This is a genomic window from Spirillospora sp. NPDC047418, from assembly GCF_040643275.1.
Taxonomy (GTDB): Bacteria; Actinomycetota; Actinomycetes; order Streptosporangiales; family Streptosporangiaceae; genus Spirillospora.
Window position 1 is genome coordinate 48592 of the sequence record NZ_JBEYTW010000034.1, and the last position, 24505, is coordinate 73096.

The 24505-nt window shown below is 77.5% G+C and carries 25 protein-coding genes; 20 read left to right on the top strand and 5 right to left on the bottom strand.

Features of this window, described 5'->3' with window-relative positions; translation table 11 throughout:
* Positions 1-71 precede the first annotated feature (71 nt).
* From ABZ806_RS21985 to ABZ806_RS22015, 7 genes are all read left to right on the top strand, one after another.
* Positions 72-803: a response regulator transcription factor gene (locus ABZ806_RS21985; RefSeq protein WP_500219211.1), complete on the top strand. Its 732-nt coding sequence runs from the start codon at positions 72-74 to the stop codon at positions 801-803.
* Positions 800-2362: a sensor histidine kinase gene (locus ABZ806_RS21990; RefSeq protein ID WP_500219212.1), complete on the top strand. Its 1563-nt coding sequence runs from the start codon at positions 800-802 to the stop codon at positions 2360-2362. The genes ABZ806_RS21985 and ABZ806_RS21990 overlap by 4 nt, the downstream gene beginning before the upstream one ends.
* 63 nt (positions 2363-2425) lie before the next feature.
* The gene (locus ABZ806_RS21995; protein WP_500219213.1) at positions 2426-3826 is read left to right on the top strand and encodes a bifunctional glycosyltransferase family 2/GtrA family protein; all 1401 of its coding nucleotides are present in this window, start codon (positions 2426-2428) and stop codon (positions 3824-3826) included.
* Positions 3823-5964 carry an ArnT family glycosyltransferase gene (locus ABZ806_RS22000; RefSeq protein WP_500219214.1) on the top strand — a complete coding sequence of 714 codons (2142 nt, stop codon included), beginning with the start codon at positions 3823-3825 and terminating at the stop codon, positions 5962-5964. The genes ABZ806_RS21995 and ABZ806_RS22000 overlap by 4 nt, the downstream gene beginning before the upstream one ends.
* A 25-nt stretch (positions 5965-5989) precedes the next feature.
* Positions 5990-8035 (top strand): ArnT family glycosyltransferase, encoded by a 2046-nt coding sequence (locus ABZ806_RS22005; protein WP_500219215.1) that lies wholly within the window; start codon positions 5990-5992, stop codon positions 8033-8035.
* A gap of 68 nt (positions 8036-8103) precedes the next feature.
* Positions 8104-8403: a 4a-hydroxytetrahydrobiopterin dehydratase gene (locus ABZ806_RS22010; RefSeq protein ID WP_500219216.1), complete on the top strand. Its 300-nt coding sequence runs from the start codon at positions 8104-8106 to the stop codon at positions 8401-8403.
* Between the two features lie 7 nt (positions 8404-8410).
* Positions 8411-8884, top strand: coding sequence for a TIGR00725 family protein (locus ABZ806_RS22015; RefSeq protein ID WP_500219217.1), 474 nt, complete (start codon positions 8411-8413; stop codon positions 8882-8884).
* A gap of 44 nt (positions 8885-8928) precedes the next feature.
* Here the strand turns inward: ABZ806_RS22015 and ABZ806_RS22020 are convergent, their stop codons facing one another.
* From ABZ806_RS22020 to ABZ806_RS22030, 3 genes are read right to left on the bottom strand one after another with little or no spacing between them, the layout of a single operon-like run.
* Positions 8929-9720: an SDR family NAD(P)-dependent oxidoreductase gene (locus ABZ806_RS22020; RefSeq protein WP_500219218.1), complete on the bottom strand. Its 792-nt coding sequence runs from the start codon at positions 9718-9720 to the stop codon at positions 8929-8931.
* Between the two features lie 11 nt (positions 9721-9731).
* Positions 9732-9953: a hypothetical protein gene (locus tag ABZ806_RS22025; protein ID WP_500219219.1), complete on the bottom strand. Its 222-nt coding sequence runs from the start codon at positions 9951-9953 to the stop codon at positions 9732-9734.
* Complete coding sequence (locus ABZ806_RS22030; protein WP_500219220.1) at positions 9950-11797, bottom strand: hypothetical protein; 1848 nt, start codon at positions 11795-11797, stop codon at positions 9950-9952. Before ABZ806_RS22030 ends, ABZ806_RS22025 begins: the two co-directional genes overlap by 4 nt.
* 135 nt (positions 11798-11932) lie before the next feature.
* Between ABZ806_RS22030 and ABZ806_RS22035 the strand changes: the two genes are divergently transcribed.
* Together ABZ806_RS22035 and ABZ806_RS22040 are read left to right on the top strand one after the other, a co-directional pair.
* Positions 11933-12361, top strand: coding sequence for a cupredoxin domain-containing protein (locus ABZ806_RS22035; protein ID WP_500219221.1), 429 nt, complete (start codon positions 11933-11935; stop codon positions 12359-12361).
* A gap of 1 nt (position 12362) precedes the next feature.
* Complete coding sequence (locus tag ABZ806_RS22040) at positions 12363-13694, top strand: hypothetical protein (protein ID WP_500219222.1); 1332 nt, start codon at positions 12363-12365, stop codon at positions 13692-13694.
* A 34-nt stretch (positions 13695-13728) separates the two neighbouring features.
* Here the strand turns inward: ABZ806_RS22040 and ABZ806_RS22045 are convergent, their stop codons facing one another.
* Positions 13729-14253 carry a pyridoxamine 5'-phosphate oxidase family protein gene (locus ABZ806_RS22045; RefSeq protein ID WP_500219223.1) on the bottom strand — a complete coding sequence of 175 codons (525 nt, stop codon included), beginning with the start codon at positions 14251-14253 and terminating at the stop codon, positions 13729-13731.
* A 110-nt stretch (positions 14254-14363) separates the two neighbouring features.
* On the opposite strand from ABZ806_RS22045, the gene ABZ806_RS22050 reads away from it, so the two are divergent.
* The 3 genes from ABZ806_RS22050 (at position 14364) to ABZ806_RS22060 (ending at position 16328) form a co-directional block, all read left to right on the top strand.
* On the top strand, positions 14364-14834 hold the full coding sequence (locus tag ABZ806_RS22050; protein WP_500219224.1) for a PPOX class F420-dependent oxidoreductase: 471 nt from the start codon (positions 14364-14366) through the stop codon (positions 14832-14834).
* 117 nt (positions 14835-14951) lie between these two features.
* Positions 14952-15323, top strand: coding sequence for a VOC family protein (locus tag ABZ806_RS22055; RefSeq protein ID WP_500219225.1), 372 nt, complete (start codon positions 14952-14954; stop codon positions 15321-15323).
* A gap of 189 nt (positions 15324-15512) precedes the next feature.
* Entirely contained in the window at positions 15513-16328 is an 816-nt protein-coding gene (locus ABZ806_RS22060; RefSeq protein WP_500219226.1) for an IclR family transcriptional regulator, read from the top strand.
* On the opposite strand, the gene ABZ806_RS22065 is transcribed toward ABZ806_RS22060, so the two are convergent.
* Positions 16294-17220 carry a LysR family transcriptional regulator gene (locus ABZ806_RS22065; protein ID WP_500219227.1) on the bottom strand — a complete coding sequence of 309 codons (927 nt, stop codon included), beginning with the start codon at positions 17218-17220 and terminating at the stop codon, positions 16294-16296. The two genes, ABZ806_RS22060 and ABZ806_RS22065, sit on opposite strands and share 35 nt — an antisense overlap.
* Before the next feature lie 84 nt (positions 17221-17304).
* On the opposite strand from ABZ806_RS22065, the gene ABZ806_RS22070 reads away from it, so the two are divergent.
* From ABZ806_RS22070 to ABZ806_RS22105, 8 genes are all read left to right on the top strand, one after another.
* Positions 17305-18357 carry an aminotransferase class V-fold PLP-dependent enzyme gene (locus ABZ806_RS22070; protein ID WP_500219228.1) on the top strand — a complete coding sequence of 351 codons (1053 nt, stop codon included), beginning with the start codon at positions 17305-17307 and terminating at the stop codon, positions 18355-18357.
* Between the two features lie 95 nt (positions 18358-18452).
* Positions 18453-19505, top strand: a complete 1053-nt coding sequence (locus tag ABZ806_RS22075) for an NAD-dependent epimerase/dehydratase family protein (RefSeq protein WP_500219229.1) — start codon at positions 18453-18455, stop codon at positions 19503-19505.
* A 37-nt stretch (positions 19506-19542) separates the two neighbouring features.
* Positions 19543-20232, top strand: coding sequence for a glycosyltransferase family 2 protein (locus tag ABZ806_RS22080; RefSeq protein WP_500219230.1), 690 nt, complete (start codon positions 19543-19545; stop codon positions 20230-20232).
* Positions 20229-20870, top strand: a complete 642-nt coding sequence (locus tag ABZ806_RS22085) for a TIGR04282 family arsenosugar biosynthesis glycosyltransferase (protein ID WP_500219231.1) — start codon at positions 20229-20231, stop codon at positions 20868-20870. Before ABZ806_RS22080 ends, ABZ806_RS22085 begins: the two co-directional genes overlap by 4 nt.
* Positions 20867-21484 carry a class I SAM-dependent methyltransferase gene (locus ABZ806_RS22090; protein WP_500219232.1) on the top strand — a complete coding sequence of 206 codons (618 nt, stop codon included), beginning with the start codon at positions 20867-20869 and terminating at the stop codon, positions 21482-21484. Before ABZ806_RS22085 ends, ABZ806_RS22090 begins: the two co-directional genes overlap by 4 nt.
* Complete coding sequence (locus tag ABZ806_RS22095) at positions 21460-22635, top strand: molybdopterin-dependent oxidoreductase (protein WP_500219233.1); 1176 nt, start codon at positions 21460-21462, stop codon at positions 22633-22635. The genes ABZ806_RS22090 and ABZ806_RS22095 overlap by 25 nt, the downstream gene beginning before the upstream one ends.
* Positions 22632-23042 (top strand): hypothetical protein, encoded by a 411-nt coding sequence (locus tag ABZ806_RS22100; protein WP_500219234.1) that lies wholly within the window; start codon positions 22632-22634, stop codon positions 23040-23042. Before ABZ806_RS22095 ends, ABZ806_RS22100 begins: the two co-directional genes overlap by 4 nt.
* A complete protein-coding gene (locus ABZ806_RS22105) occupies positions 23039-24502 on the top strand; it encodes a hypothetical protein (RefSeq protein ID WP_500219235.1) in 1464 nt (487 codons plus the stop codon). Before ABZ806_RS22100 ends, ABZ806_RS22105 begins: the two co-directional genes overlap by 4 nt.
* Positions 24503-24505 lie beyond the last annotated feature (3 nt).

A 24505-nucleotide genomic window follows, 5' to 3' on the forward strand; every position in this document is an offset into this window, starting at 1 on the left:
GATCCTGAGAGAACCATGAGAAACCCCGGCCGGTGCACGGGCCTCCCACCGGCGCTGTTTACGGTGAGTGCATGGAGCCCGGCACCCGGGGAGCGGAACCCGCGCGGATACTGGTCGTCGACGACGAACCCGCCGTCCGCGAATCGCTGACCAGCAGCCTGGAGTTCGAGGGATACCGGGTCGCCGGCGCCGCCGACGGCGTCCTGGCCCTCCAGCGGGTCGAACGCGAGCCCCCCGACCTGGTCGTGCTCGACGTCCTCATGCCGCGGATGGACGGCCTGACCACCTGCCGGCGGCTGCGCGCCCTCGGCGCCACCATGCCCGTGCTGATGCTCACCGCCCGCGACATGGTCGGCGACCGCGTCACCGGCCTGGACGCCGGCGCCGACGACTACCTCGCCAAGCCGTTCGAGCTGGACGAGCTCCTGGCCCGCGTCCGCGCCCTGCTGCGCCGCGCCGCCATGAACGCCGCCGCCGGCGCGCCCGGGGACGGCGGCGTGCTCGCCTTCGACGACCTGCGCATGGACACCCTCACCCGCGAGGTCGCCCGCGCCGGGGCACCCGTCGAGCTGACCCGCACCGAGTACATGCTGCTGGAGATGTTCCTCACCCACCCCCGCCAGGTCCTCACCCGCGAGCAGATCCTGGAGACCGTGTGGGGGTTCGACTTCGAACCCGCCTCCAACTCCCTGGACGTGTACGTGATGTACCTGCGGCGCAAGACCGAGGCGGGCGGGCTGCCGCGGCTCGTGCACACCGTCCGCGGCGTCGGGTACGTGCTGCGCACCGCGGCGTCCCCATGAACGGCCGGGCGGCGACCCGCGCCCCCGCGACCCGCCCCCCGGTGACGCGGCGGCTCACGCTGCGCGCCCGGATGGCGCTGCTGACCGCCGCCGCCGTCGCGCTCGCCGTCGCCGCGTGCGCCACCGCCGGGTGGCTGCTCACCCGCAACCAGCTGTACCGGGAACTCGACCGGCGGCTGGCCGTCACCTCCGGCGGCCCGCCCGGCGCCGGCCCCGGCCACGACCGGCCGTTCCGGGGGAGCGCCCTGCGGATCGAGGACGCCCTCGCCCGCTGCGCGCAGGACCCCGCCGGCAGCGTCAACCCGCCGCCCGGCCCGTACGAGATGACGCAGGTCGTCACCGCCGACGGGCGGCGCTGCACCCTGCCCGGCGCCGGCGCGCTGGAGGTCACCGCCGCCGACACCGAGGTCGCCCGCGGCGAACGCGGCCACGTCTACCACGACGGGACCGGCGTCACCGCCTCCGGCGCCGCCGACCACGTCCGCGTCCTCACCCGCCCCTTCCGCGCGCAGGACGGCACCACCGCCGCGGTGTCCTACGCCATCTCCCTGGACGAGGTCGAAGGGCCCCTGGACAACCTGGCGCTGCTGCTCACCGCCGTCACCGCCCTCGGCGTCCTGGTGTCGGCCGCCGCCGGCCTGGCGATCGCGCGGGCGTCGCTGCGGCCGGTGGACGAGCTGACCGGCGCCGTCGAGCACATCGCCCGCACCGAGGACCTCGCCACCCGCATCCCCGAGGAGGGCACCGACGAGATCGCCCGGCTCAGCCGCTCCTTCAACGCGATGACCGGCGCGCTGGCCGCCGCCCGCGAACGGCAGCGGCAGCTCATCGCCGACGCCGGGCACGAACTGCGCACCCCCCTGACCAGCCTGCGCACCAACATCGACCTGCTGCTGCGCGCCGAGGCCACCGGCCGCGACCTGCCGGCCGCCGCCCGCCACAACCTGCTCACCAGCGTCAAGGCGCAGATGCTGGAGCTGTCCAGCCTCGTCGGGGACCTGCTGGAACTGGCCCGGCCCGACGAGACCCGGCCCGTCCCCGAGACCGTCGCGCTGCACGACGTCGTCGCCCGCGCCGTGGAACGCGCCCGGCTGCGCGGCCCCGGCCTCACCATCGACACCCGCACCGGCACCGACGGCACCGGCACCGACGACGGCGGAGGCGGCACCGACGCGGGCACGGGGGCAGGCGCGGGCGCCGGGATCGGCCCCTGGTACGTGCTCGGCGACCCCGCCTCGCTGGAACGCGCCGTCGTCAACCTCCTCGACAACGCCGTGAAGTTCAGCCCGCCCGGCGGCACCGTCACCGTCCGGCTCACCGGCGGTGAGCTCACCGTCCGCGACCACGGCCCCGGCATCCCCGGCGAGGACCTCCCGCACGTGTTCGAGCGGTTCTGGCGGTCCCCGTCCGCGCGGAGCCTGCCCGGCTCCGGGCTCGGGCTGTCCATCGTCGCCCGCGTCGTCGCCGAGTCCGGCGGGCACGTCGCGCTGGAGCCCGCCCCCGGCGGCGGCACCCTCGCCCGCGTCCGCCTCCCCGGCACCCCCGGCCCCCGCGACTGATTCTCATGCCGTGTTAAGCGGCGCCTCACCGGCCTCCCACGGCCGCCGCCCAGCCTCGGTCCCATGAGTCACCTCATCACCGAACGGGGCACGCCCGCCGCGCCGCCGCCTTCGCCCCGCGACCACGGGGGACGGGGCCGGCTGGTCGAGGTGGTCGTCCCCGTCCACAACGAGGAACGCGTCCTGGCCGCCAGCGTCGAGCGGCTGCACGCCTACCTGGCCGCGACGTTCCCCTACCCGTTCCGCGTCACCGTCGCCGACAACGCCAGCACCGACGCCACCTGGCCGATCGCCGGGGAACTGGCGGCCCGGCTCCCGCACGTGCGGGCCGTCCGGCTGGAGGAGAAGGGACGCGGGCGGGCGCTGCGGCACGTGTGGAGCGGCAGCGACGCCGACGTCGTCGCCTACATGGACGCCGACCTGTCCACCGACCTGGACGCGTTCCTGCCGCTGGTCGCCCCGATCATCTCCGGGCACAGCGACCTGGCCATCGGGTCCCGCCTCACCCGCGGGTCCGCCGTCGTCCGCGGGCCCCGCCGCGAAGTCGTCTCCCGCTGCTACAACCTGCTGCTGCGCACCGCCCTCGCCGCCCGCTTCACCGACGCCCAGTGCGGGTTCAAGGCCGCCCGCACCGAGATCGTCCAGGCGCTGCTGCCGCAGGTCGAGGACGAGGCGTGGTTCTTCGACACCGAACTGCTGCTGCTCGCCGAACGCAACGGGCTGCGCATCCACGAGGTCCCCGTCGACTGGGTCGACGACCCCGACTCCCGCGTCGACGTGCTGCGCACCGCCCGCGACGACCTGCGCGGCATGGCCCGCGTCGGCCGCCGCATGCTCACCGGCGCGTTCCGCGCCCCCGTCGGCCGGGCCGCGCCCGCCCATGCCCTCGCCCAGGCGCCCGACCTGCCCGCGGGGATGCGGCGGCAACTGCCCGCGTTCGCCGCCATCGGCGCCGTCAGCACCCTCGCGCAGCTCGCCCTGTTCGTGCTGCTGCGCCTGGTCATGGGGCCGCTGTGGGCGAACGCGGTGTCGCTGACCATCACCACCATCGGCAACACCGCCGCCAACCGCCGCTTCACCTTCGGCGTCACCGGCACCCGCCGGGCCCTGCGCCACCAGCTCGAAGGCGGCGCCGCGTTCCTGCTCGGCCTGGCCCTGTCCACCGGCGGCCTGGCGCTGCTGCACGCCGCCGCGCCCGGCGCGTCCCGCACCGTGGAGATCGCCGCGCTCGCCGCCGCCAACGCCGCCGCCACCCTGGCCCGGTTCCTGCTGATGCGCGCCTGGATCTTCCACCCCCGCCGCCTCGGCGCACACCACGGCGCCCAGCAGACCGGCCAGCAGACCGGCCAGCAGACCGGCCGGCACACCGGGCAGCTCGACGGACCGGCCGACGGGCAGACCGGCGGGCGGCAGGCGGCGCGGGTGCCCGCGTCCGGGGACGGCGCCGGAGGGACGGCGTCATGACCTCGACTCTCACCGCACCCGCCGGCAGGCGCCGCGCCCCCGCCGCCGGGCGCGTCCGGCGGCTGTTCCTCGGCGGCGGCGACGATCCCCGCTGGGCCCGTCCCGCGCTGTGGGCCATCCTGATCCTCGCCGCAGGGCTGTACGGGTGGGGGCTGTCGGAGGCCGGATACGCCAACTCCTATTACTCCGCCGCCGTCAAGAGCGGCACCCAGAGCTGGAAGGCGTTCTTCTTCGGCGCCCTGGACGCCGGCTCCTACATCACCGTCGACAAGCCGCCCATGGCGCTGTGGGTCATGGGCCTGTCCGCCCGGATCCTCGGGTTCGGGACCTGGAGCCTGCTGCTCCCGCAGGTCATCGAGGGCGTCGCCGCCGTCGCGGTCCTCTACACGACGGTGCGGCGGGCGTTCGGGCACGCCGCCGCGGTCATCGCCGCCGCCGTCCTGGCGCTCACCCCGATCACCGTCGCGATCAACCGCGACAACAACCCCGACACCCTGCTGGTCCTGCTGATGGTCGCCGCCGCCTGGGCGTGCCAGCGCGCCGTCGCCACCGGGCGGGTGCGGCCCCTGCTGCTCGCGGCGTTCCTGGTCGGCTGCGGCTTCAACACCAAGATGCTGCAGGCGTTCCTCGTCGTCCCCGCGTTCGCGCTGGCCTACCTGATCGCGGCGCGGCCCGGGATCGTGCGGCGGCTGCTGCACCTGCTGGCCGCCGGCGCCGTCCTCGCCGTGTCGTCGCTGTGGTGGGTGCTGGCCGTCGACCTCGTCCCCGCCCGCTCCCGCCCCTACATCGGCGGCAGCACCGACGGCACCGCCTGGGACCTGGTCATCGGCTACAACGGCGTCGGCCGCGTCCTCGGCCAGAACGGCGGCGGTCCCGGCGGGCGCGGGGGAGGCGGCGGATTCGGCGGCCAGGCCGGCGCCGGACGGCTGCTCAACGACATCCTCGGCGGGCAGATCTCCTGGCTGCTCCCGTTCGCCGTCCTCGCCCTCGCCGCCGGGCTCGTCCTGCTGCGGCGCCGCCCCCGCACCGACACCGCCCGCGCCGCGCTGATCCTTTGGGGCGGATGGCTCGCCGTCCACTACGCCGTCTTCAGCTTCGCGCAGGGCACCTTCCACCCCTACTACTCCACGGCCATGGCGCCCGCCATCGCCGCGCTCACCGGCGCCGGAACCGTCCTGCTGCTCGCCGCCCACCGCCGGTCGGCGGCGTGGGCGTGGGTCCTGCCCGCCGGGATCGCCGCCACCGGGGCCTGGGCGTTCGTCCTGCTGGGCCGCACCCCGGACTGGCATCCGTGGCTGCGGTGGCTCGTCGCCGCCACCACCGCCCTCGCCGCCGCCGCGCTCCTGACCGGACGCCTGATCCCGCGCGCCGGAACCCGCATCCGGACCCGCGCCGCCGTCGCCGGGCTCGCGCTCGCCGCCGTCGCGGCCCTGGCCGGGCCGGGCGCCTACGCGGTCTCGGCCGCCTCCACCGCCACCAACGGCACCAACCCGCTCGCCGGGCCCGCCACCGGCAACGGCTTCGGCATGCCGGGCGGACGCGGCGGCCCCTCCGGCACGCCGCCCGGGATGCCGGGCGGACGTCCCGGCGCCATGCCCGGCGGACCGGACGGCCAGAACGGGCCGGACGGGCCGGACGGGCAAGGCGGGCGGAGCGGGAAGCAGCCTCCATGGGAGACCGGCGGCGGCCAGAACGGCGGCGGCCGGGACGGGCGCGGGCCGCGCACGGGACCCGGCGCATCCGGCGGGTTCGGCGGCGGCGGGCCCGGCGGGCGCGTCGATACGCGGATGATCTCCTACCTGGAGCGCGACCAGGGCGGCGCCACCTGGCTCGTCGCCGTGTCCAGCGCCCAGGAGGCGTCCTCGATCATCCTGCGGACCGGGCGGCCCGTCATCGCCATGGGCGGCTTCACCGGCAGCGACCCCGCCATGACCACCGCCAAACTCCAGCGGTACGTGCGGGAGGGAAGACTCCGCTACATCCTGCTCGGCGGCGGAATGGGGCCCGGCCGTGGCGCGGACTCCGCCGTCACCGCCTGGGTCCAGCAGCACGGCACCCTCGTCGACCCGAGCGAGTACGGCGCGTCCACCGGCAGCACGACCTCCGGCAGCGGCACCCGGCTGTACCGGCTGGGCTGACTCCGACCGACCACGGGAGATCCAGATGACCTCCACGACCCAGGCCGCCCCGCCCGCATCCCGCACGCCGCGCGGATGGGGCGGCCTCCCGCGCCGGCTCCCGCGCCGGCTCCTGCGCGGCCCCGCCGCCGACCCGGCGTGGGCCCGGCCGGCGCTGGCGGCCCTGCTCGCCGCGACCGCCGTCCTGTACCTGTGGGGGCTGGGCGCGTCCGGCTGGGCCAACGCGTTCTACTCCGCCGCCGTCCAGGCCGGCGCCACCAGCTGGAAGGCGTTCTTCTTCGGCTCCTCCGACGCCGCGAACGCCATCACCGTCGACAAGACCCCGGCCGCGCTGTGGCCGATGGCGCTGACCGCCCGCGTCTTCGGCGTCAACGCCTGGAGCATCCTGGCCCCGCAGGCGCTGCTGGGCGTCGCGACCGTCGGCGCCCTGCACGCCGCGGTCCGGCGCCGGTTCCCCGCGTGGGCGGCGCTGCTGGCCGGGGCCGCGCTCGCGCTGACACCCGTCGCCGCGCTGATGTTCCGGTTCAACAACCCCGACGCGCTGCTGGTGCTGCTGCTGACCCTCGCCGCGTACGGGACGATCCGGGCGCAGGAGACGGCGAGCACCCGCTGGCTGCTGTTCGCCGCCGCGTGCGCCGGCACCGGGTTCCTGGCCAAGATGCTGCAGGCCTTCCTGGTCGTCCCGGTGTTCGCGCTGGTCTACCTGGCCGCCGCGCCCACGCCGGTCCGGCGGCGCCTGTGGCAGCTGGCGGCGGCCGGGGGAGCGCTGCTGGTGTCGGCCGGATGGTGGGTCGCCGCGGTCGCGCTCGTGCCCGCCTCCTCCCGGCCCTACATCGGCGGGTCGCAGCATGATTCGGTCCTGGAACTGGCGCTCGGCTACAACGGGATCGGACGCCTGAACGGCGAGGAGACCGGCGGCCTCGGCAACCTCGACCAGGACGCCGGCTGGGCCCGCATGTTCGGGCCCGTCATCGGCGGCCAGATCTCCTGGCTGCTGCCCGCCGCGCTGATCCTCCTCGCCGCCGGGCTGTGGGCGACGCGCCGCGCGCCCCGCACCGACCCCGCCCGCGCCGCGCTTGCGGTGTGGGGCGGGTGGCTGCTGCTCACCGCCGCGATCTTCAGCCTCATGCAGGGGATCTTCCACGAGTACTACACCGTCGCGCTGGCCCCCGCGATCGCCGCGCTCACCGGCACGGGCGCCGCGCTGCTGTGGGAGCGCCGCCGCACCGCCGGGGCCGCCGCGGTCCTGTCGGCGGCCGTCGCCGTCACCGCGCTGTGGGCGTACGTGCTGCTGGGGCGGTCACCGGACTGGCATCCGTGGCTCGCGCCCGCGGTCGCCGCCGCCGGGCTGGCCGCGGCGGCCGGGCTGGCGGCCGGGCGGCTGCTGCCCGGCCGCGCCCTGGCCGGGGTCGCCGCGCTGGCGGTCCTGTCCGGGCTCGCGGGGCCCGCCGCGTACGCGGCCGAGACCGTCCGGACGCCGCACACCGGCGCCATCGTCACCGCCGGGCCCGCCGTGCCGGGCGGGTCCGGGCCGGGCGGACGCCCCGGACGCGGCGGGCAGGACGGGCAGGGCGGCTGGAACCGGGGGCCGGCCGCCGCCCCGCCGCCCCGGGGCCAGGGACCCGGGCAGAGGTTCGGGCAGGGCGGCGGCCCCGGGCGCCGGGGCGCGGGGCCCGGCGGGCCGGGCGGCGGGCCCGGCGGGCTGCTGGACGCCGCCGCCCCCGGCGCGGCCGTCACCGCCGCGCTGCGGCAGGACGCCGGCTCCTACACCTGGGTCGCGGCGGCCGTCGGGTCCAACACCGCCGCCGGGTACCAGCTCGCCGCCGGCGAGCCGGTCATGGCCGTCGGCGGGTTCAACGGCACCGACCCCGCGCCGACCCTCGCCGGGTTCCAGAGCCTCGTCCGCCAAGGGAGGATCCACTACTTCATCGGGGCGGGACGCGGCGGCGGCATGGCGATGCGCGCGCAGAGCGGCAGCGACGCCGCCCAGAGGATCAGCACATGGGTCACCGCGAACTACACCGCCACCACCGTCGGCGGTGCCGTCCTGTACGACCTCGGCACCGGGTGACCGGCGTGATGGAGTGGGAAGGACATGGGAACGACGACACCAGCGCCGATCGGCAGGGGAGTGAGCAGATGGCCGGCACGCTCGACGACGACGCCGTCACCGCACGCCTGGGCGGGCTGCCCGCCTGGGACCGCGACGGCGACGCGATCCGCAGGCAGGTGAAGGCGCCCTCGTTCATGGCCGGGATCGACGTCGTCACCGACGTCGCCCGCGCCGCCGAGGACGCCGACCACCATCCCGACATCGACATCCGATGGCGGACGCTGACGTTCACGCTGTCCACCCACAGCGCCGGCGGCATCACCGCCAAGGACTTCGACCTCGCCGCCAGGATCGACGAGATCGCGGCCCGGCACGGCGCCGGGTAGGGGCGCCGTGGCCGTCCAGGTGGCGGTGTGCGGGCCCGGCGAGTGCACCGAGCGGGAATGGGACCTGGCCTACGAGACCGGGCGGCTGCTCGCCGGGCGCGGCGCCGTCGTGCTGTGCGGGGGGCTCGGCGGCGTGATGGCCGCCGCGGCGGCCGGGGCCCGCTCCGCCGGCGGCACCACGGTCGGGGTGCTGCCCGCCGCCGACCGCGCCGCCGCCGGGCCCGACCTCACCGTCGCGGTCTCCACCGGGCTCGGGCAGGCCCGCAACAACGTCCTGGTCAACGCCGCCGACGCGCTCATCGCCGTCGGCGGGTCCTGGGGGACGCTGTCGGAGATCGCGCTGGCCATGCGCGGCGGGCGGATCCCCGTCGTGCAGGTCGGCGGATGGCGCGTCCACGACCAGGACGGGCGGCCCGCCGGCGGGATCGTCCACGCCGCCGGCCCGGCCGCCGCCGTCGCGGCGACCGGCCTCTGGGACTAGCGGGGGGCGTACCGGGAGTGTCGGTGGCGGGGGCGTCAGTGGGCTCAGTGGGCGGAGAAGCCGCCGTCCACGAAGATCGACTGGCCGGTGACGTAGGCCGACGCCGCCGACGCCAGGAACACCGCCGCGCCCGCGAAGTCGTCCGCCAGGCCGTTGCGGCCGATCATGGTGCGGGCGGCGAGCGCCTCGACCCTCCCCGGGTCCGACGACAGCCGCTCGTTCAGCGGCGTCATCACGAACCCCGGAACGAGGGTGTTGGCGGTGACGCCGCGCGGCGACCACGCCTCGGCCTGCGACCTGGCCAGCGCCACCAGGCCCGCCTTGGACACCCCGTAGGCGCCGCTGGTCACCGACGCGCGGAACGCCTGCTGCGAGGCGATGTGGATCAGCCGGCCGAAGCCGCGCCCGGCCATCCCGGGGCCGAACCGCTGCCCGAGCAGGAACGGGGCGTCCAGGTTCACCGCCATCGTGGTGTCCCACACGTCGGCGCCGAGGTCGTCCATCGGCGGGCGCAGGTTGACCGCCGCGGCGCTGACCACGATGTCGGGCTCCCCGAACGCCGCCGCGGCCTCGTCGGCGGCCTTGGCGACCGCGTCCCGCGACCCGAGATCGGCGCTGACCGACGCCGCCCGGCACCCGTGCCCTTCCAGTTCGGTCACGGTGGAGGCCAGCTCCGCCTCCCGCCGCGCGACCACCACGACGGACGCGCCCGACCGGGCCAGCGCCAACGCGATAGCCCGGCCGATCCCGGAGCTGCCGCCGGTCACGACCGCGACGCGGCCCCGCAGGGAGAACAGCTCCGACAGGTACGGGACGGGGGAGGGCCGGTCGCTCATGACGGCAGAGTCTACGATCCCGGTCCCGATCCCGGTTCCTGCGGCCGGCCGCCCGGCGCCCCGTCCGGCGCCCCGTCCCGCTCCTCTTCGGGGGCGTCATCGGGGGCGTCGTCGCCGCGGCGGCGGTCCCGCCAGATCACCACGGCGATCACCGCGACGACGACGAACGTCGGCACGAAGAACGGGACCGCGGAGATGATCGGGTGGGTCGCCAGGACCCCGCCGGCGGTCACGGGGCGGCCTCGTCCGGCAGCCGGCGGGCGATCCGCGCGACGCCCCAGCCGAGCGCGATCACCAGCGCGAGCGTGCAGGCCAGCACCACCGCCGAGCACACCGCCCACAGCCAGCCCGGCACGTCGTCCTTCAGCTCCCGCTGCAGGATCGACCGCTCGCCCTGCACGTCGCGGGTGAACTCCGCCGGGGCGGGCAGCTCCCCGGCGCCGATCGCGGGGTCGGCGGGCAGGTAGACCGGGACGCCGGCGAGGGTCCGCCCGTCGTGGACGCGGATCAGCGTCTTCCAGTCGCCGTGCAGCGGCATCGGCGCGCTCGTCCGGTAGACGCCGTCGCGTTCCTTCACCAGGCGGTCGACGTGCAGGCCCTTGCCCTGCCAGCCGGTCACCGTCACCCACGCCGGCCCGTCGACGGCGCCGGCGGGGGAGAAGGCGATGCGGGCGCCGGCGGTGCGGTGCGCGGCGTCGCCGCGGACGTCGGTGAGCGTCACCGTCGCGGTCCGGCCCGCCGGGACGTCGACGACCAGGCCGTTGGCGACCGCCGCCGACACCGCCAGGATCGCCCCCGCGAAGACCCCGCGCGCCACCGCCGGCCGCGGCAGCCGGCCCGCCAGGCCCTCGGCGAGCAGTGCCCCGCACAGCCCGCCCGCGACGCCGCCGGTCACCGCCATCAAGACGCCCTCGGTGAGGACGTCGGGCGTCCACGGCAGCCGGAACGCCGCCTGCCCGTAGGAGTACTCGGCGCCGAACCCGGCCGTCCCGATCAGCAGCCCCGACACCGCGCCCGCCGCCAGCGGCCGCCGCGCCAGCGCCAGCGCCGCGATCTCCACGCAGACCGCCTCGGCGGCGTACAGCGGCACCGCCGCCCACAGCTCGCCGATCACCCCGGCGACCGCGATCGACACCCCGCCGCGCACCAGCATGTAGAACGCGACGGCCGCCAGCGCGGCGCCGCGCCCGGCCCACAACCGCACCGCGACCAGCGCGCAGCCCGCGGCGAGGGCGATCAGCAGCGGCTGGTGGACGAGCCGGAACTGCGGCACCCCGAAGTCGTACTCGGCCTGGAACACCGACAGGCCGATCAGCAGCCCGCCGCCGAGCATGCAGCGGCGCGCGTAGCGGATCCAGCCGGGCGGCCGATCGGCGTCCGGGCGGGCGCGGCGGCCCTCCCGCTCCAGGATCATCATCGCCACCAGCGACAGCCCGGCCCCGCCGATCAGCATCAGGTGCGTCGGTCCCCACAGCGTCACGTCCTGCCCGAAGATGCGGTGCCAGACGTCGTCGAGGGGGAAGCCGAGCAGCGCGTAGAACCCGGCGCCGGCCAGCAGGACGCCGCCGGCGGGCGCGTACCAGTCCCGGGTGATCCGCACCGACGCCGCGCCGGGCCGCTCGCCCTTGGGCAGCACCACGGCCAGCACGCCGGCGGTGAAGATGCCGAACAGCCCGACCAGGATCGGGTAGTGCGCGACGTTGGCGAGGGGGCCCTCGTCGCGGCCGTGCGAGATGTGCAGGGAGATGTCCCAGTACATGCCGAGGAGCGCGACGAGCAGCGACACCATCGCGACCATCAGCGGCAGCACCGCCCATCCCGGCGTGCCGCGGCCGGGGCCGCGCTCGGCCAGCCGCGCCAGCCGGGACAGGGCGGTGATGCGGCCGGTGCGGTGCCCCCACCCGAGGACCAGCAGCACCGCCGTCAGCGCGGCGGCGCCGGTCGAGGCGATGAGGATCTGGTCGAGGGCCGCGCCGCCCGCCGGTCTGGCCGGCGCCCCCGCGGCCGGCCGCAGGACGGCCTCCGCCACGGCACTCGCCGCGGCGCCCGTGCCCGTGCCCGTGAGGTGCTTCACCACCGGTGCCTCCTTGCCGCAGGAACCAGAACAGAACGGGGCGAACACCGCCCCACGTCGTGGAGTATGTCATCTTCTAATGTGTCATTGTCTAGTGTCACAATCTGTGGTGTGGGACACCGGGACGAGAGGGACGCCATGAGATCGCGGATCATCGCCGGGGCGGCCGCGGCCGCCGTGACGCTGACGGCGGCGGGCTGCGGGGAGCCCCCGCCCGCCGGACCGCCCGCCGCCCCGGGCCCGGCCGCGCCGTCCGCCGCGCCGTCCCCCTCAGCGTCCGAGTCCGCGTCCGAGTCCGGGGCGCAGGTCGTCCGGGTCGCGGTGACCGTGTCCGGCGGGAAGGTCCGCACCGCGCACCGGCGGGTGAAGGTCCCGCGCGGCGCCGTCGTCGAGATCACCGTCACCGGCGACACCGCCGACGAGTTCCACCTGCACGGCTACGACCGCGAGCTGGCGATCACCCCGGGGCGTCCCGCGACGCTGCGGTTCACCGCCGCGACGCCGGGCGTGTTCGAGGCCGAGCTGCACCACTCCGGCGCCCGCGTGCTCGAGCTGCAGGTCGGCTGACATGACCACCGCCATGACCACCGCCGGCGGCGGCGCGCAGGTCCTGGCGCACGGGCTCGGCGGCCGCACCGACCTGCCGCTGGACGCCGTCGCCGCCATCGCCGGCGGCGGCATCGCGGTGGCCGCCTCGTTCGCCGCGCTGACGGCCGCGTGGAGACGGCCCCGCCTGCACCTGGGCGCCGGACGGCCCCTGCCCGCCGCGCTCGCCCGCGTCCTGGACGCGCCCGCACTCACCCTCACCGGCCGCGCCCTCGCCCTGGCCGCGACCGCGTTCGTCGTCGCCGTGGCGTTCGCCGGGCCGCCCGGCGCGGACGCCAACCTCGCGCCGTGGGCGCTGTTCGTGACGTTCTGGGTCGGGCTCGTCCCCGCCAGTGTCCTGCTCGGGCCGGTGTGGCGGCGCGTCAACCCCCTGCGGACCCTGCACGCCGCCCTCTGCCGCGTCACCCGCACCTCCCCGGCGGGGCGCCGCACCCTGCCCGGACGGCTCGGGTACTGGCCGGCGGCGGCCTGGCTCACCGGGTTCGTGTGGCTGGAACTGGTCGCGCCCGGCCGGTCCGACCCGCGCGCCGTCGGGACGCTCATCCTCGCCTACGCGGCCGTGAACACGGCGCTGGCCTGGTGGTTCGGCGCCGGCTGGTTCACCCGCGGCGACGGGTTCGAGGCCTACTCCAGCCTGCTGGCCCGGCTGTGCCCCCTCGGGCGGCGCGGCGACGGGACACTGGTCGCGCGCACCCCGCTCACCGGCCTGGCGGCCGGCGTGCCCGAACCCGGCCTCACCGCGGCCGCGTGCGTGCTCATCGGCTCCACCGGGTTCGACGGCGTCACCCGCACCACCTACTGGCGCGACAGCGTCGACCCCGCGAGCGTCGCCGCCGGGACCCTCGGGCTCGCCGCCGCGATCGGCGCCGTCACCGTCCTGTACACCGCGGCGCTGCGGCTCAGCGCGCGGCTGACCGGCCAGGACCCGGCCGCGCTCCCCGGGCGGTTCGCCGCGACGCTCCTGCCGATCGCGCTCGGCTACACCCTCGCCCACTACTTCTCGTTCTTCGTCCTGGAGGGGCAGACCACGTTCATCCTGGCCAGCGACCCGTTCGGGACCGGCGCGGACCTGCTCGGCTCCACCGGCAACCGGATCGACTACGGCCTGGCCGGGCCGACGCTCACCGCGCAGGTCCAGGTCAACGCCATCGTCCTCGGCCACATCGCCGGCACCGCCGCCGCGCACGACCTCGCCCTGCGCGGCCCCGGCCGGACCCTGCGCGGGCAGCTCCCGGTCGCCGCGGTCATGGTCGCGCTCACCTGCGCCGGCCTGTTCGCCCTGCTCAGCGGCTGACCGCCCGGCGGGACCGGCGGGCCGCGGCCGGTGCTCAGGGCGCGAAGCGCCACCGGGCCGCGCCGTAGGGCTCGACCGTGCTCAGCGCCACCACCGCGTGGAAGGCGAACCGGTACAGGTGCCAGGGCGGCGGGCCCGCGCTCTGCGCGCTGAAGGGCGCGGTGAAGGCGTCGCCCTCGACCCGCGCGGGCCAGCCGCCCTCCCGGTAGGCGGCGGCGACCGGCTCCAGGACGTCCGGGTCGGTGACGCGCTCGGCCGTCCCCTCCAGGACGACGTCGCCGCTCGGCGTGCGGACCGACAGCGTGCACGCCGGGTTCGCCGCCAGGTTGCGGGACTTGCGGGTGCCCGGCCCGCTGACGAAGAAGATCTCCCCGTTCCGCCACAGCGGGCCGATGCCCGCCGAGTGCGGGCGCCCGTCCGGGCGGACGGTCCCCAGGAACGCCGCCGTCTCCATCTTCGGCAGCGCCGCCACCAGCGCGTCCCGGACGCCGTCCCACGCCAGCTCGGGGCTGCCGTAGATGTCGAGGTTGCGGGCCTCCACGGGCTCACGGTCGGTCATCGCCGTCCTCCTGTTCCGCCTGGACCCTCGCGGACTCCCGCGAGCTCTCCCGGTGCAGACCGCGCGGCGACGCCGAAATCATCGGCGCCCGGTTCCCTAGGGTGGGGACCATGGCTCCTTCGATCGCCACCGCCGACCGCGTCGGCCGCCCCGAACTGCTGGACTTCCTGCGGCCCCGCCACCACGCCCTGCTGTCCACCGCCCGCGCCGACGGGCGCCCCCAGATGTCGCCCGTGACCTGCGGCGTCGACGACCGGGGCCGCATCGTCGTCGCCACCTACCCCGAACGCGCCAAGGCCCGCAACGCCCGCCGCGACCCGCGCGTGTCGCTGTGCGTGCTGTCGGACGACTTCAACGGCCCCTACGTCCAGGTCGACGGGACCGCCGAGGTCATCGACATGCCCGACGCCGCCGACGCGCTCGTCGGCTACTACCGGTGCATCGCCGGGGAGCACCCCGACTGGGACGAGTACCGCGAGGCGATGCGCCGCCAGGGCAAATCACTGATCCGCGTCGCGATCGACCGGTGGGGCCCGATCGCCACCGGCGGCTTCCCCGCCCGCCTCGCAGCCGACGACTAACCCACCCCAGAACCGGCAGCCCCGCCCGCCTCGGCGGTATCCGCGCGCGGTACCTGACAGGAGGTGTCAGCTTCTCCTGGAAGTGTGGGATGCGTTCCCGAAATGAAGGAGTCGCACATGTCCGGTATCGCGGAGCTCGCCGCCGTCACCATCGACTGCCCGGAGCCGCCCGCCCTCGCGGCGTTCTACGCGGCGCTCACCGGCGGCGAGGTCACCTACGACACCGCCGAGGCCGCCGCCGTCAGACTGCCGGGCGGCCTGGACGTCTACTTCCAGGGCGTCGCCGGGCACCGGGCGCCGACGTGGCCCGAAGGGGACCGCCCCCAGCAGTTCCACCTCGACCTGTACGTCGACGACCTGGACAAGGCCGAGGCCCGTGTCGCCGAACTCGGCGGCACCCGGCCGGGGTTCCAGCCCGGCGAGGGCCGCTGGCGGGTCCTGGCCGATCCGGCCGGGCACCCGTTCTGCGTGTGCCTGCGCCAGGGCTAGAGCACCCCGCACGGGCGGGCCGCCGCGCGGCCGCACCGCGGTTGCGCTCGCCGGGGCGGCGGCGGGGGCCCCTCGCGTTCTGCGGATCGTGGGCCGGGGGTCTCGCGCAGCGGGGACTGGGAGGGCGTCCGCCCGCCTGCGCACGCCCCCGGGCGGGCGGCGGGTGGGCGCGGTGGGAGGATGGGAGCCGTGACGGACGACATCGGCGCCGTCCCCGGCGCGCGGACGCGGGAGCGCACGGAAGGGGGCCCCCGGCCCAGGCCGGGAACGCAGACCGTGGACCGGTCGGTGGCGGTACTGCGGTCCTTCGAGGACGCCGGCAGGCAGACCCCCACCGAGATCGCGCACCGGCTCGGGCTGTCGGTCAGCACCGCGCACCGCATCGTGCACGCCCTGCAGGCCACCGGGATGCTGGCGCAGGACCCGGCGACCGAGCGGTACTTCCTCGGCCCCACCACCGCGATCCTCGGGCGGCTCGCGCTGGAGCGGATGGGCGCCACGCTGCTGCAGCCGGAGCTGACCGCGCTGCGCGACGGCACCGGCGAGTCGGTCAGCCTCGGCGTGCGCGCCGGCGACGAGGTCGCGATCCTGCTGCACCTGCCGTCGGCGCATCCGCTGCGCTACGACCAGCCGCCCGGCGACCGCAACCCGATCCACACCTGCGCGATGGGCAAGGTGCTGCTGGCCTACGGCGGCGACCCGGTCGCGATGGACGAGCCGTTCCACCGCTACACCCCCGCGACCCTCACCACCCTCGGCGGGCTGGAGGACGACCTGCGGCGCGTCCGCGACCGCGGCTACGCGCTCAACGACGAGGAGCGCCTGGTCGGGGTCCGCGCGGTGGCCGCGCCGGTCCGCGACGGCGGCGGCCGGGTGTTCGCGGCGGTCGCGCTGCAGGGCCCGGCGGTGCGGTTCGGCGACGACCGGCTGCCCGGCCTGGCCGAGGCCGTCCGCGCCGCCGCCGGCCGCCTCACCGGCCTGCACCGGCACCTGTCGGCGCCGTAGACACCTGCGCGGCGACGGCGGCGAGCTCCTCCAGCAGGGCCGCCACCGCGGGCGGGCGCGGCCCCGCCGCGACGACCGCGCTGATGCTGCGGCTCCCGACGGCGGGCACGTCGGGGACGGCGACGCCCGGCTCGGTGTGCAGGCCCAGCGCCAGCGCCGGCAGCGTCGTGACGGCCAGGCCCCGCGCGACCAGCCGCTGGACCGCGACGTGGTCCTCGGTGGCGAAGGCGATGTCGGGGACGAACCCGGCCCGCTCGCACGCCCACCGCAGATGGTCGCGGCACCGGGCGCAGCCCGACGCCCACCGCTGCCCGGCCAGGTCCGCCAGCCGCGGCCGGGCCGCCGCGGCCAGCGGGTGCCCGGCGGGCACCAGCAGCCGCAGCGGGTCCTCGGCCAGCACGACCTCCCGGAACCGGGCGTCGGTGTCGGGCGGCATGTGCGCGTAGCGGAACACCACCGCGATGTCGGCGTCGCCCGCGCGCAGCAGCGACAGGGCCTGCGGTGGCTCGGCGTCCACCAGCGTGACCGCCACCCCCGGCGCCCGCTCGGCCAGCCGCGCCAGCGCGTCCGGCAGCAGCCCCGCGACCGCCGTCGGGAACACCGCGGCCCGTACCCGCCCGGCGCGCAGCCCCGCGATCGCCGCGATCCGCTCCCGCGCGTCGTCCATGCGGGCCAGGACGTCCTCGACGTGCTCGACCAGCACCCGGCCCGCCTCGGTCAGCCGCACCCCGCGGCCGTGCCGCACCACCAGCGGCGTGCCGACCTCGGCCTCCAGCCGCGCGATGTGGTGCGACACCGCCGGCTGGGTGTAGTTCAGCGCCCGCGCGGCCGCGGTCATCGAGCCGAGCCGGGCCACCTCCCGCAGGATCCGGCCCCGGTGCAGGTCCAGCATCCCCGCAACGTATCAACCGCACTTATGGGACGCCAAGGAAACCGTACTTTGTGCTATGGGAGGGGGAGGGGCGACGATCAGGGCATGAGCCTTTCCATCGCGGCCGCGCAGCGCGAGTTCGGCGCCGACGTCGCCTACCTCAACACCGCCACCTACGGGCTGCCGCCGCGCACCGCCCACGAGGCGATGCTCACCGCCGAACGCGACCGCGCAGCCGGGCTGATGGCCCCCACCGACCTGGACGAGTCCGTCACCCGGTCGCGGGAGGCGTTCGCGAGGCTGCTCGGCGTCCCCGCCGACCGGGTCGCGTGCGGCCCGCAGGTGTCCTACTTCGCCGGGCTCGTCGCGGCGTCGCTGCCCGCCGGCACCGAGGTCCTGGTCGCCGACGGCGACTTCACCTCCCTGCTGTTCCCCTTCGCGGCCCGCCCGCAGCTGACCGTCCGGTCGGTGCCGCTGGAACGGATCGCCGCCGAGGTCCGCGCCGCGACCGGCGTCGTCGCGGTGTCGGCGGTGCAGTCCGCCGACGGCCGCATCGCCCCCATGGACGACCTGATCGGCGCGGCCCGCGCGCACGGCGCCCGGATCCTGCTGGACGCCACCCAGGCCGCCGGATGGCTGCCGCTGCCCGCCGCCCGCGTCGACTGGCTCGTCGCCGGCGGCTACAAGTGGCTGCTCGGCCCGCGCGGCACCTGCTTCCTCACCGGCACCGCCGAGGCGCTGGACGCGCTGCCCGCCCTCGCCGCCGGCTGGTACGCCGGCGCCGACATCTGGGACTCGGTCTACGGGCTGCCGCTGCGGCTGGCCGCCGGCGCGCGCCGGCTGGACCTGTCCCCGGCCTGGCAGAGCTGGGCCGGGCACGCCCCCGCCCTGGAACTGCTCGAACGGGTCGGGGTCCCGGCGATCCACGACCACGACGTGGCGCTGGCCCGCCGGTTCCGCGCCGGGCTCGGCCTGCCGCCCGGCGACTCGGCGATCGTGGCGGTCACCGTCCCCGGCGGCACCGACGCCGTGCTGCGCCGCGCCGGGGTGATCGCCTCCGTCCGCGCCGGGCGGCTGCGCTGCGCGTTCCACCTCACCACCACCGAGGCCGACGTCGACAAGGCCGTCGGGCTGCTCGCCCCCCTCACCGCCGCGTAAGCCGCGGGGCGAAGTTCTTACAAGGTTCGAACAAGGTGCCGTCCGCGGGCCCGGCACGCCGACCGCGGCGCGCCGCGCGGCCTACCTTCGTCGCCATGAACGTACTGCTCACCGGGTCGGCCGGATTCATCGGCTCGCACATCGCCGCGGCGCTGACCGCCGCCGGGCACCGCGTCCGCGGCCTGGACGCGCGGCCCGACGGGCTCGGCGGCCCGCCCGCCGACGTCCGCGACCCCGCCGCGGTCGCCGCGCGGCTGGCCGGCGTCGACGCCGTCTGCCACCAGGCCGCCAAGGTCGGCCTCGGCGTGGACATCGGCGACCTGCCCGACTACACGTCGGCGAACGTGCAGGGCACCGCCGTGCTGCTGGCGGAGATGGCCCGCGCCGGCGTCGCCGCCCTCGTGCTGGCGTCCTCGATGACGGTGTACGGGGAGGGCGCCTACACCTGCGACCGGCACGGGCCCGTCCGGCCGGGGCCCCGCCCCGAGCGGGCCCTGGCGTCCGGCCGGTTCGAACCCGGCTGCCCCGCCTGCGGGCGGCCCCTCACCCCCGGCACGGTCGCCGAGGACGCCGCGCCCGCCCCCCGAAACGTCTACGCCGACACCAAACTCGCCCAGGAGCACCTGGCCGCCTCCTGGGCGCGCGCGACCGGCGGATCGGCCGCCGCGCTGCGCTACCACAACGTCTACGGGCCGCGGATGCCGCGCGACACCCCCTACGCGGGCGTCGCGGCGATCTTCCGGTCCCGGCTGCTGAACGGCGAGGCGCCGCTGGTGTTCGAGGACGGCGGGCAGCGCCGCGACTTCGTCCACGTCCGCGACGTCGCCCGCGCCAACGTGCTCGCGCTGGAGCGGATCGCGGCCGGACCGCCCGGATCTCCCGGACCGGAAGGCCCGGACGGACCGGGCGGGCTGCGCGCCTACAACATCGCCAGCGGCGAGCCCCGCACCATCGGCGCGGTGGCGGGCGCGCTCGCCGCGGCCGCCGGCGGCCCCGCACCCCGCGTCACCGGCGGCTACCGGCTCGGCGACGTCCGCCACATCGTCGCCCGCCCCGACCGGGCCCGCCGCGAACTGGGGTTCTCCCCTGCGGTGGCGTTCGCCGACGGCATGGCCGAGTTCGCCCGGACCCCCGTCACCAGTTCGTAAGGGTCGTATCCCCGTCACCGAAAGTAGCGTCGGATCCGTGATCGATGTCGTTCTCCCGTGCCTCAACGAGGCCGAGGCGCTGCCCTGGGTGCTGGACCGGATGCCGGCCGGGTTCCGGCCCCTGGTGGTCGACAACGCCTCCACCGACGGCTCCGCGGCCGTCGCCGCCCGGCACGGCGCCCGCGTCGTCCCGGCCGCCGACCGCGGCTTCGGCGCCGCCTGCCACGCCGGGCTGCTGGCCGCCCGCACCGACGTCGTGTGCGTCATGGACGCCGACGCCTCCCTCGACCCCGCCGAACTGCCCCGCCTCACCGCCGCGCTCGCCCGCCTCGCGGGCGCGGCGCCGGACGGCGGGCCGCCGCCGGGCCCCGGGCTGGTGCTGGGGCGGCGGCGGCCCGCCGGGCGCGGCGCCTGGCCGCCGCACGCCCGCCTCGGCAACGCCGTCCTGGCCCGGTCGCTGAACCGCCGCGCCGGCACCCGCCTGCACGACCTCGGCCCCATGCGCGCCGCCCGCCGCGCCGACCTGCTCGCCCTCGGCCTGCGCGACCGCCGGTTCGGCTACCCGCTGGAGATGGTGCTGCGCGCCGCCCGCGCCGGCTGGCGGATCGGCGAGATCGACGTCGCCTACCGGCCCCGCACCGGCACCTCCAAGGTCACCGGCACCCTGGGCGGGACGGTCCGCGCCGTCCGCGACATGCGCCGCGTCCTGGCGGAGGCCGCCCGGTGAACCCCGCCGACCTGATCGTGATCGCCAAGGAGCCCGTCCCGGGGCGGGTCAAGACCCGGCTGACCCCCGCCTACACCCCGGCTGAGGCCGCCGCGCTCGCCGAGGCGTCGCTGCGCGACACCCTCACCGCGGCCGCCGCCGCCCCGGCCGGGCGCCGGGTCCTCGCGCTCGACGGCGCGCCCGGCCCGTGGCTGCCCGGCGGGTTCACCGTCCTCGCCCAGCGCGGCGCCGGGCTGGACGAGCGGCTGGCCGCCGCGTTCGACGACGCCTGGGCCGGCCGCCCCCTGGTCCTCATCGGGATGGACACCCCGCAGGTCACCCCCGCGCTGCTCACCCGCGCCGCCCGCGTCCTGGACCGCTGCGACGCGGTGGTCGGGCCCGCCCGCGACGGCGGGTTCTGGCTGCTCGGGCTGCGCCGCCCCGACGCGCGGCTGCTGCGCGGCGTCCCGATGTCGCGGGCCTGCACCGGCACGGTGCTGCTGGCGCGGCTGCGCGCCGCCGGGCTGCGCACCGGGTTCGCGCCGCGGCTCACCGACGTCGACACCCCCGCCGACGCCGGCGCCGTCGCCGGCCTCGCCGCGGGCGGGCGGTTCGCCGCCGTGCTGCGCGGCCTGCGCGCCGGGACCGTCCCGGCATGATCGGCGAACTGTACGAGGAGGCGCTGCGGGGCCGCGGCCCCGTCGAGATCGAGCACGCCGACGGCCGCCGCCGCCCGCTGCCCCTGCAGGACTGGCTGGCGGCCCGGCCCGGCGACGGCGGCCTGCTGGACCGCTGCCGGGGCGCCACCCTGGACGTCGGGTCGGGCCCCGGGCGCCTCACCGTGGCGCTCGCCCGCCGCGGCCTGCCCGTCCTCGGCATCGACCTGGCGCCCGCCGCGGTCGCGCTGACGACCGCCGCCGGCGGGCCCGCCCTGTGCCGGGACGTGTTCGGCCGCGTCCCCGGCACCGGCCGCTGGCGGACCGTGCTGCTCGCCGACGGCAACATCGGCATCGGCGGCGACCCCGCCGCCCTGCTGCGCCGCGTCCTGGCGCTGCTGGGCCCCGGCGGCCGCGTCCTGGCCGAGGTCGACCCGCCCGGGACCGGCGCCGGCGCCGAACCGCTGCGGCTGCGGTCGGGGCCCGCGGTCGGCGAATGGTTCACCTGGGCGCACGTGTCCGCCGACGCCGCCGCCGGGATCGCCGCGTCCTGCGCCGCGACCGTCACCGAACTGTGGGAGGAGGCCGGCCGGTGGTTCGTCGCCCTGCGCCCCTGAAAGCGGCGCTCCCGAAACCGCCGAGGCTCCTCACGACGCTGCCGGGGCGGTTCACCAGCCGGCTCCACGACGAGCGGACCGCGTCCCTGCTCGGCGTCGCGCTCGGCGCCGCCCTCCTCGTCTCGTTCGGGACCGGGCTGGTGTCCCACTTCATGCAGCAGCCGGCCGGGTGGATGCGGTGGCCGTCGCGCCCGGTGAACCTGTACCGGGTCACCCAGGGCGTCCACGTCATCGGCGGCCTGGCGACGGTGCCGCTGCTGCTGGCCAAGCTCTGGACGGTCTACCCGAAGCTGTGGCAGTGGCCGCCGGTCCGCTCGATCGGCCACGCCGTGCAGCGGCTGCTGGTGTTCGTGCTGGTCGGCGCGGCACTGTTCCAGTTCGTCACCGGCGTGCTGAACATCGCCTACTGGTACCCGTTCCGGTTCTTCTTCACCACCGCGCACTACTGGACGGCCTACATCCTCGCCGGGGCGCTGGTCGTCCACGTCGCCAACGAGGGCGCCAAGGCGCGCCGGGCCGTGATGACCCGCCCGCAGGACGCGGTGGGCCGCCGCGGGTTCCTGCTCACCGTCGCCGCCGCGAGCGGCGCCGTCGCCCTCACCACGGCGGGGGAGGCGGCCACGCCGCTGGCGCGGCTCGCGGTGCTGGCGCCCCGCCGCCCCGGCACCGGGCCGCAGGACGTCCCGGTCAACAAGTCGGCCGCCGCGACCGGCGTCACCGCGGCGGCCCTGGACCCCGGCTGGCGGCTCACCGTGACCGGCCGCGTCGCCCGCGAGGTCACCCTGTCCCTGGCCGACCTGCGCGCCCTGCCCCAGCACACCGTCCGGCTGCCGATCTCCTGCGTGGAGGGCTGGAGCGTGGAGGCCGACTGGCACGGCGTGCGGCTGCGGGACGTCCTGCGCCTGGCCGGCGTCGACGCCGGCGGCGCCGGCCGCGGCGCGCGGGTCCGGGTGGAGTCGCTGGAACGCGGCGGCCGCTACCGCGCCTCGCGGGTCGACCCGCCGCACTGGCACGACCCGCTGACCCTGCTGGCCCTCGGCATGAACGGCGCGCCCCTCGCCCTCGACCACGGCCGCCCCTGCCGGCTGATCGCACCGAACCGGCCCGGGGTCATGCAGACCAAATGGGTGCACCGGCTGGTGGTGACGTGACCGCCCGCGTCCTGGGCTACGCGGCGGGCCTGGCGCTCATCGGGCTCGGGCTGCGCGGCATCGCCGCCGACGTCCCGGTCGGCCGGTGGGCGGCGTGGTTCGCCGGGGCGGCGGTCCTGCACGACGCCGTCCTGGTCCCGCTGGTCCTGGCCGCGGGCCTGGCCACCGGGCGGCTCCCCGGCCGGTTCCGGCGCACCGTGCGGGCCGCGCTCGTCACCGCCGCGTGCGTCACCGCGGTCGCGCTGCCGCTCGTCCTCGGGTACGGGCGCCGCGCCGACGAGCCGTCCCGGCTGCCGCTGCCCTACGGCCGCAACCTCGCGATCGTCCTGGCGGCCATCGCCGTGCTCGCCGCCGCGGCGGCCGCCGCGTCCGCGCTGGCGGGCCGCCGGAAGGGGCGGTCGCGGTGACCCTGGCGCGCGAGCGGGCACCGGCGGACGCGGCGCGGCGGACCCGCCGCGCGCCCGGGTGGGCGGCGGTCGCGGTGTGGGCGGCCGGGATCGCGGCGGCGTTCGCGGCGGGCTGGTACCTGCGGCGCGCCGGCCTGGCGACCGAGGACCGGCTGCCCCCGCTGCACGCGCGGGCCCGGGCACGGCCGCTGACCTGGGAGATGCTGCCCGCGGCGGTGCTGGCGGCGGCGGCCGTCGCGGCGCTGCCCGCGCTCGCGGCGCGGCTGCCGTGGCGGGCGCTGCCGCCGCTGGCGTGGGCGGGCTCGGCCGCGTGGACGGTGGCGCTGGCGGCCGGCGACGGCTGGGACGCGCTCGCCGCGCCGCTGGACGCGCCCACCGAGTACCCGGCGGGCCTGGCGCAGGTCCGCCCCGACCCGCTGGAGTGGCTGCGGACCTTCACCGACCGGCTCGGCGGCTACACCACCCACGTGCGGGGGCACCCGCCGCTGCCGACGCTGCTGCTGTGGGCGCTGGAGAGGGCCGGGCTCGGCGGCACCGGCTGGGCGGCCGCGCTCATCATCGCGGCGGGCGCGTCCGCCGCCGCCGCGATCGCCGTCACGGTCCGCTGCGCGGCGGGGGAGCGGGCGGCGCGCGCGGCGCTGCCGTTCCTGGTGCTGGCGCCGCTGGCGGTGTGGATCGCGACCGCGATGGACGCGTTCTTCCTGGCCGTGGGCGCGTGGGGGACGGCGCTGCTCGCCCTGGCGGCCCGCCGCACCGCCGCAGGCACAGGCGCAGGCGCCACCGCGCGGGGCGCTGCAGGGGGCGCTGCGCCCCGCGGTGCGTCCGGCGGTGCGGGGGCCACCGCGGGGGGCGGTGCGGGGGGCGTGGTGCTGGCCGGGGCGGGCGGGCTGCTGCTGGGCTGCCTGCCCTACCTGAGCTACGGGCTGCTGCCGCTGTTCGCGGTGCCGCTGGCGGTGCTGCTGCTGACCCGCCCCCCGGCCGCGGTGCTCGCGGCCCTGGCCGCGGGCCTGGCCGCCGTGCCCGCCGCGTTCACCCTGCTGGGGTTCTGGTGGCCGGACGGCGTCGCCGCCACCCTCGACACCTACCTGGTCAGCCGCGGGTCGGCGCAGCGCTCCTACGCCTACTTCCTGCCGGCGAACCTGGCCGTGCTGGGTCTGCTGACCGGCCCGGCGACCGCCCGCGCCCTGCCCCGCGCGGTGCGGGCCCTGCGCCGCGCCGCCCGGGCGCGGGCGGTGTCCCCGCCGGCGGCGGTGGCGTCCCTGGCGGCGGCGGCGCTGGTTGGCGTGCTGGCCCTGGACGCCTCCGGCGTGACCAGGGGCGAGGTCGAGCGGATCTGGGTGCCGTTCGCCGCGTGGGCGGTCGCCGCCGCCGCGCTGCACCGCCCCCCGGCGCGCGGCTGGCTCGCCGCGCAGGCCGCGACCGCCTTCGCCGTCCAGGCCCTGGTCCTGTCGCCCTGGTGACCG

Excerpts from the sequence above, each read along its gene's own strand:
- ABZ806_RS22005 (WP_500219215.1), top strand. The coding sequence starts at position 5,990 with ATGACCTCCACGACCCAGGCCGCCCCGCCCGCATCCCGCACGCCGCGC.
- ABZ806_RS22070 (WP_500219228.1), top strand. The coding sequence starts at position 17,305 with ATGAGCCTTTCCATCGCGGCCGCGCAGCGCGAGTTCGGCGCCGACGTC.
- ABZ806_RS22055 (WP_500219225.1), top strand. The coding sequence starts at position 14,952 with ATGTCCGGTATCGCGGAGCTCGCCGCCGTCACCATCGACTGCCCGGAG.
- ABZ806_RS22035 (WP_500219221.1), top strand. The coding sequence starts at position 11,933 with ATGAGATCGCGGATCATCGCCGGGGCGGCCGCGGCCGCCGTGACGCTG.
- ABZ806_RS21985 (WP_500219211.1), top strand. The coding sequence starts at position 72 with ATGGAGCCCGGCACCCGGGGAGCGGAACCCGCGCGGATACTGGTCGTC.
- ABZ806_RS22000 (WP_500219214.1), top strand. The coding sequence starts at position 3,823 with ATGACCTCGACTCTCACCGCACCCGCCGGCAGGCGCCGCGCCCCCGCC.
- ABZ806_RS21990 (WP_500219212.1), top strand. The coding sequence starts at position 800 with ATGAACGGCCGGGCGGCGACCCGCGCCCCCGCGACCCGCCCCCCGGTG.
- ABZ806_RS22040 (WP_500219222.1), top strand. The coding sequence starts at position 12,363 with ATGACCACCGCCATGACCACCGCCGGCGGCGGCGCGCAGGTCCTGGCG.
- ABZ806_RS22010 (WP_500219216.1), top strand. The coding sequence starts at position 8,104 with ATGGCCGGCACGCTCGACGACGACGCCGTCACCGCACGCCTGGGCGGG.
- ABZ806_RS22050 (WP_500219224.1), top strand. The coding sequence starts at position 14,364 with ATGGCTCCTTCGATCGCCACCGCCGACCGCGTCGGCCGCCCCGAACTG.
- ABZ806_RS22065 (WP_500219227.1), bottom strand. The coding sequence starts at position 17,220 with ATGCTGGACCTGCACCGGGGCCGGATCCTGCGGGAGGTGGCCCGGCTC.
- ABZ806_RS22090 (WP_500219232.1), top strand. The coding sequence starts at position 20,867 with ATGATCGGCGAACTGTACGAGGAGGCGCTGCGGGGCCGCGGCCCCGTC.
- ABZ806_RS22045 (WP_500219223.1), bottom strand. The coding sequence starts at position 14,253 with ATGACCGACCGTGAGCCCGTGGAGGCCCGCAACCTCGACATCTACGGC.
- ABZ806_RS22075 (WP_500219229.1), top strand. The coding sequence starts at position 18,453 with ATGAACGTACTGCTCACCGGGTCGGCCGGATTCATCGGCTCGCACATC.
- ABZ806_RS21995 (WP_500219213.1), top strand. The coding sequence starts at position 2,426 with ATGAGTCACCTCATCACCGAACGGGGCACGCCCGCCGCGCCGCCGCCT.
- ABZ806_RS22020 (WP_500219218.1), bottom strand. The coding sequence starts at position 9,720 with ATGAGCGACCGGCCCTCCCCCGTCCCGTACCTGTCGGAGCTGTTCTCC.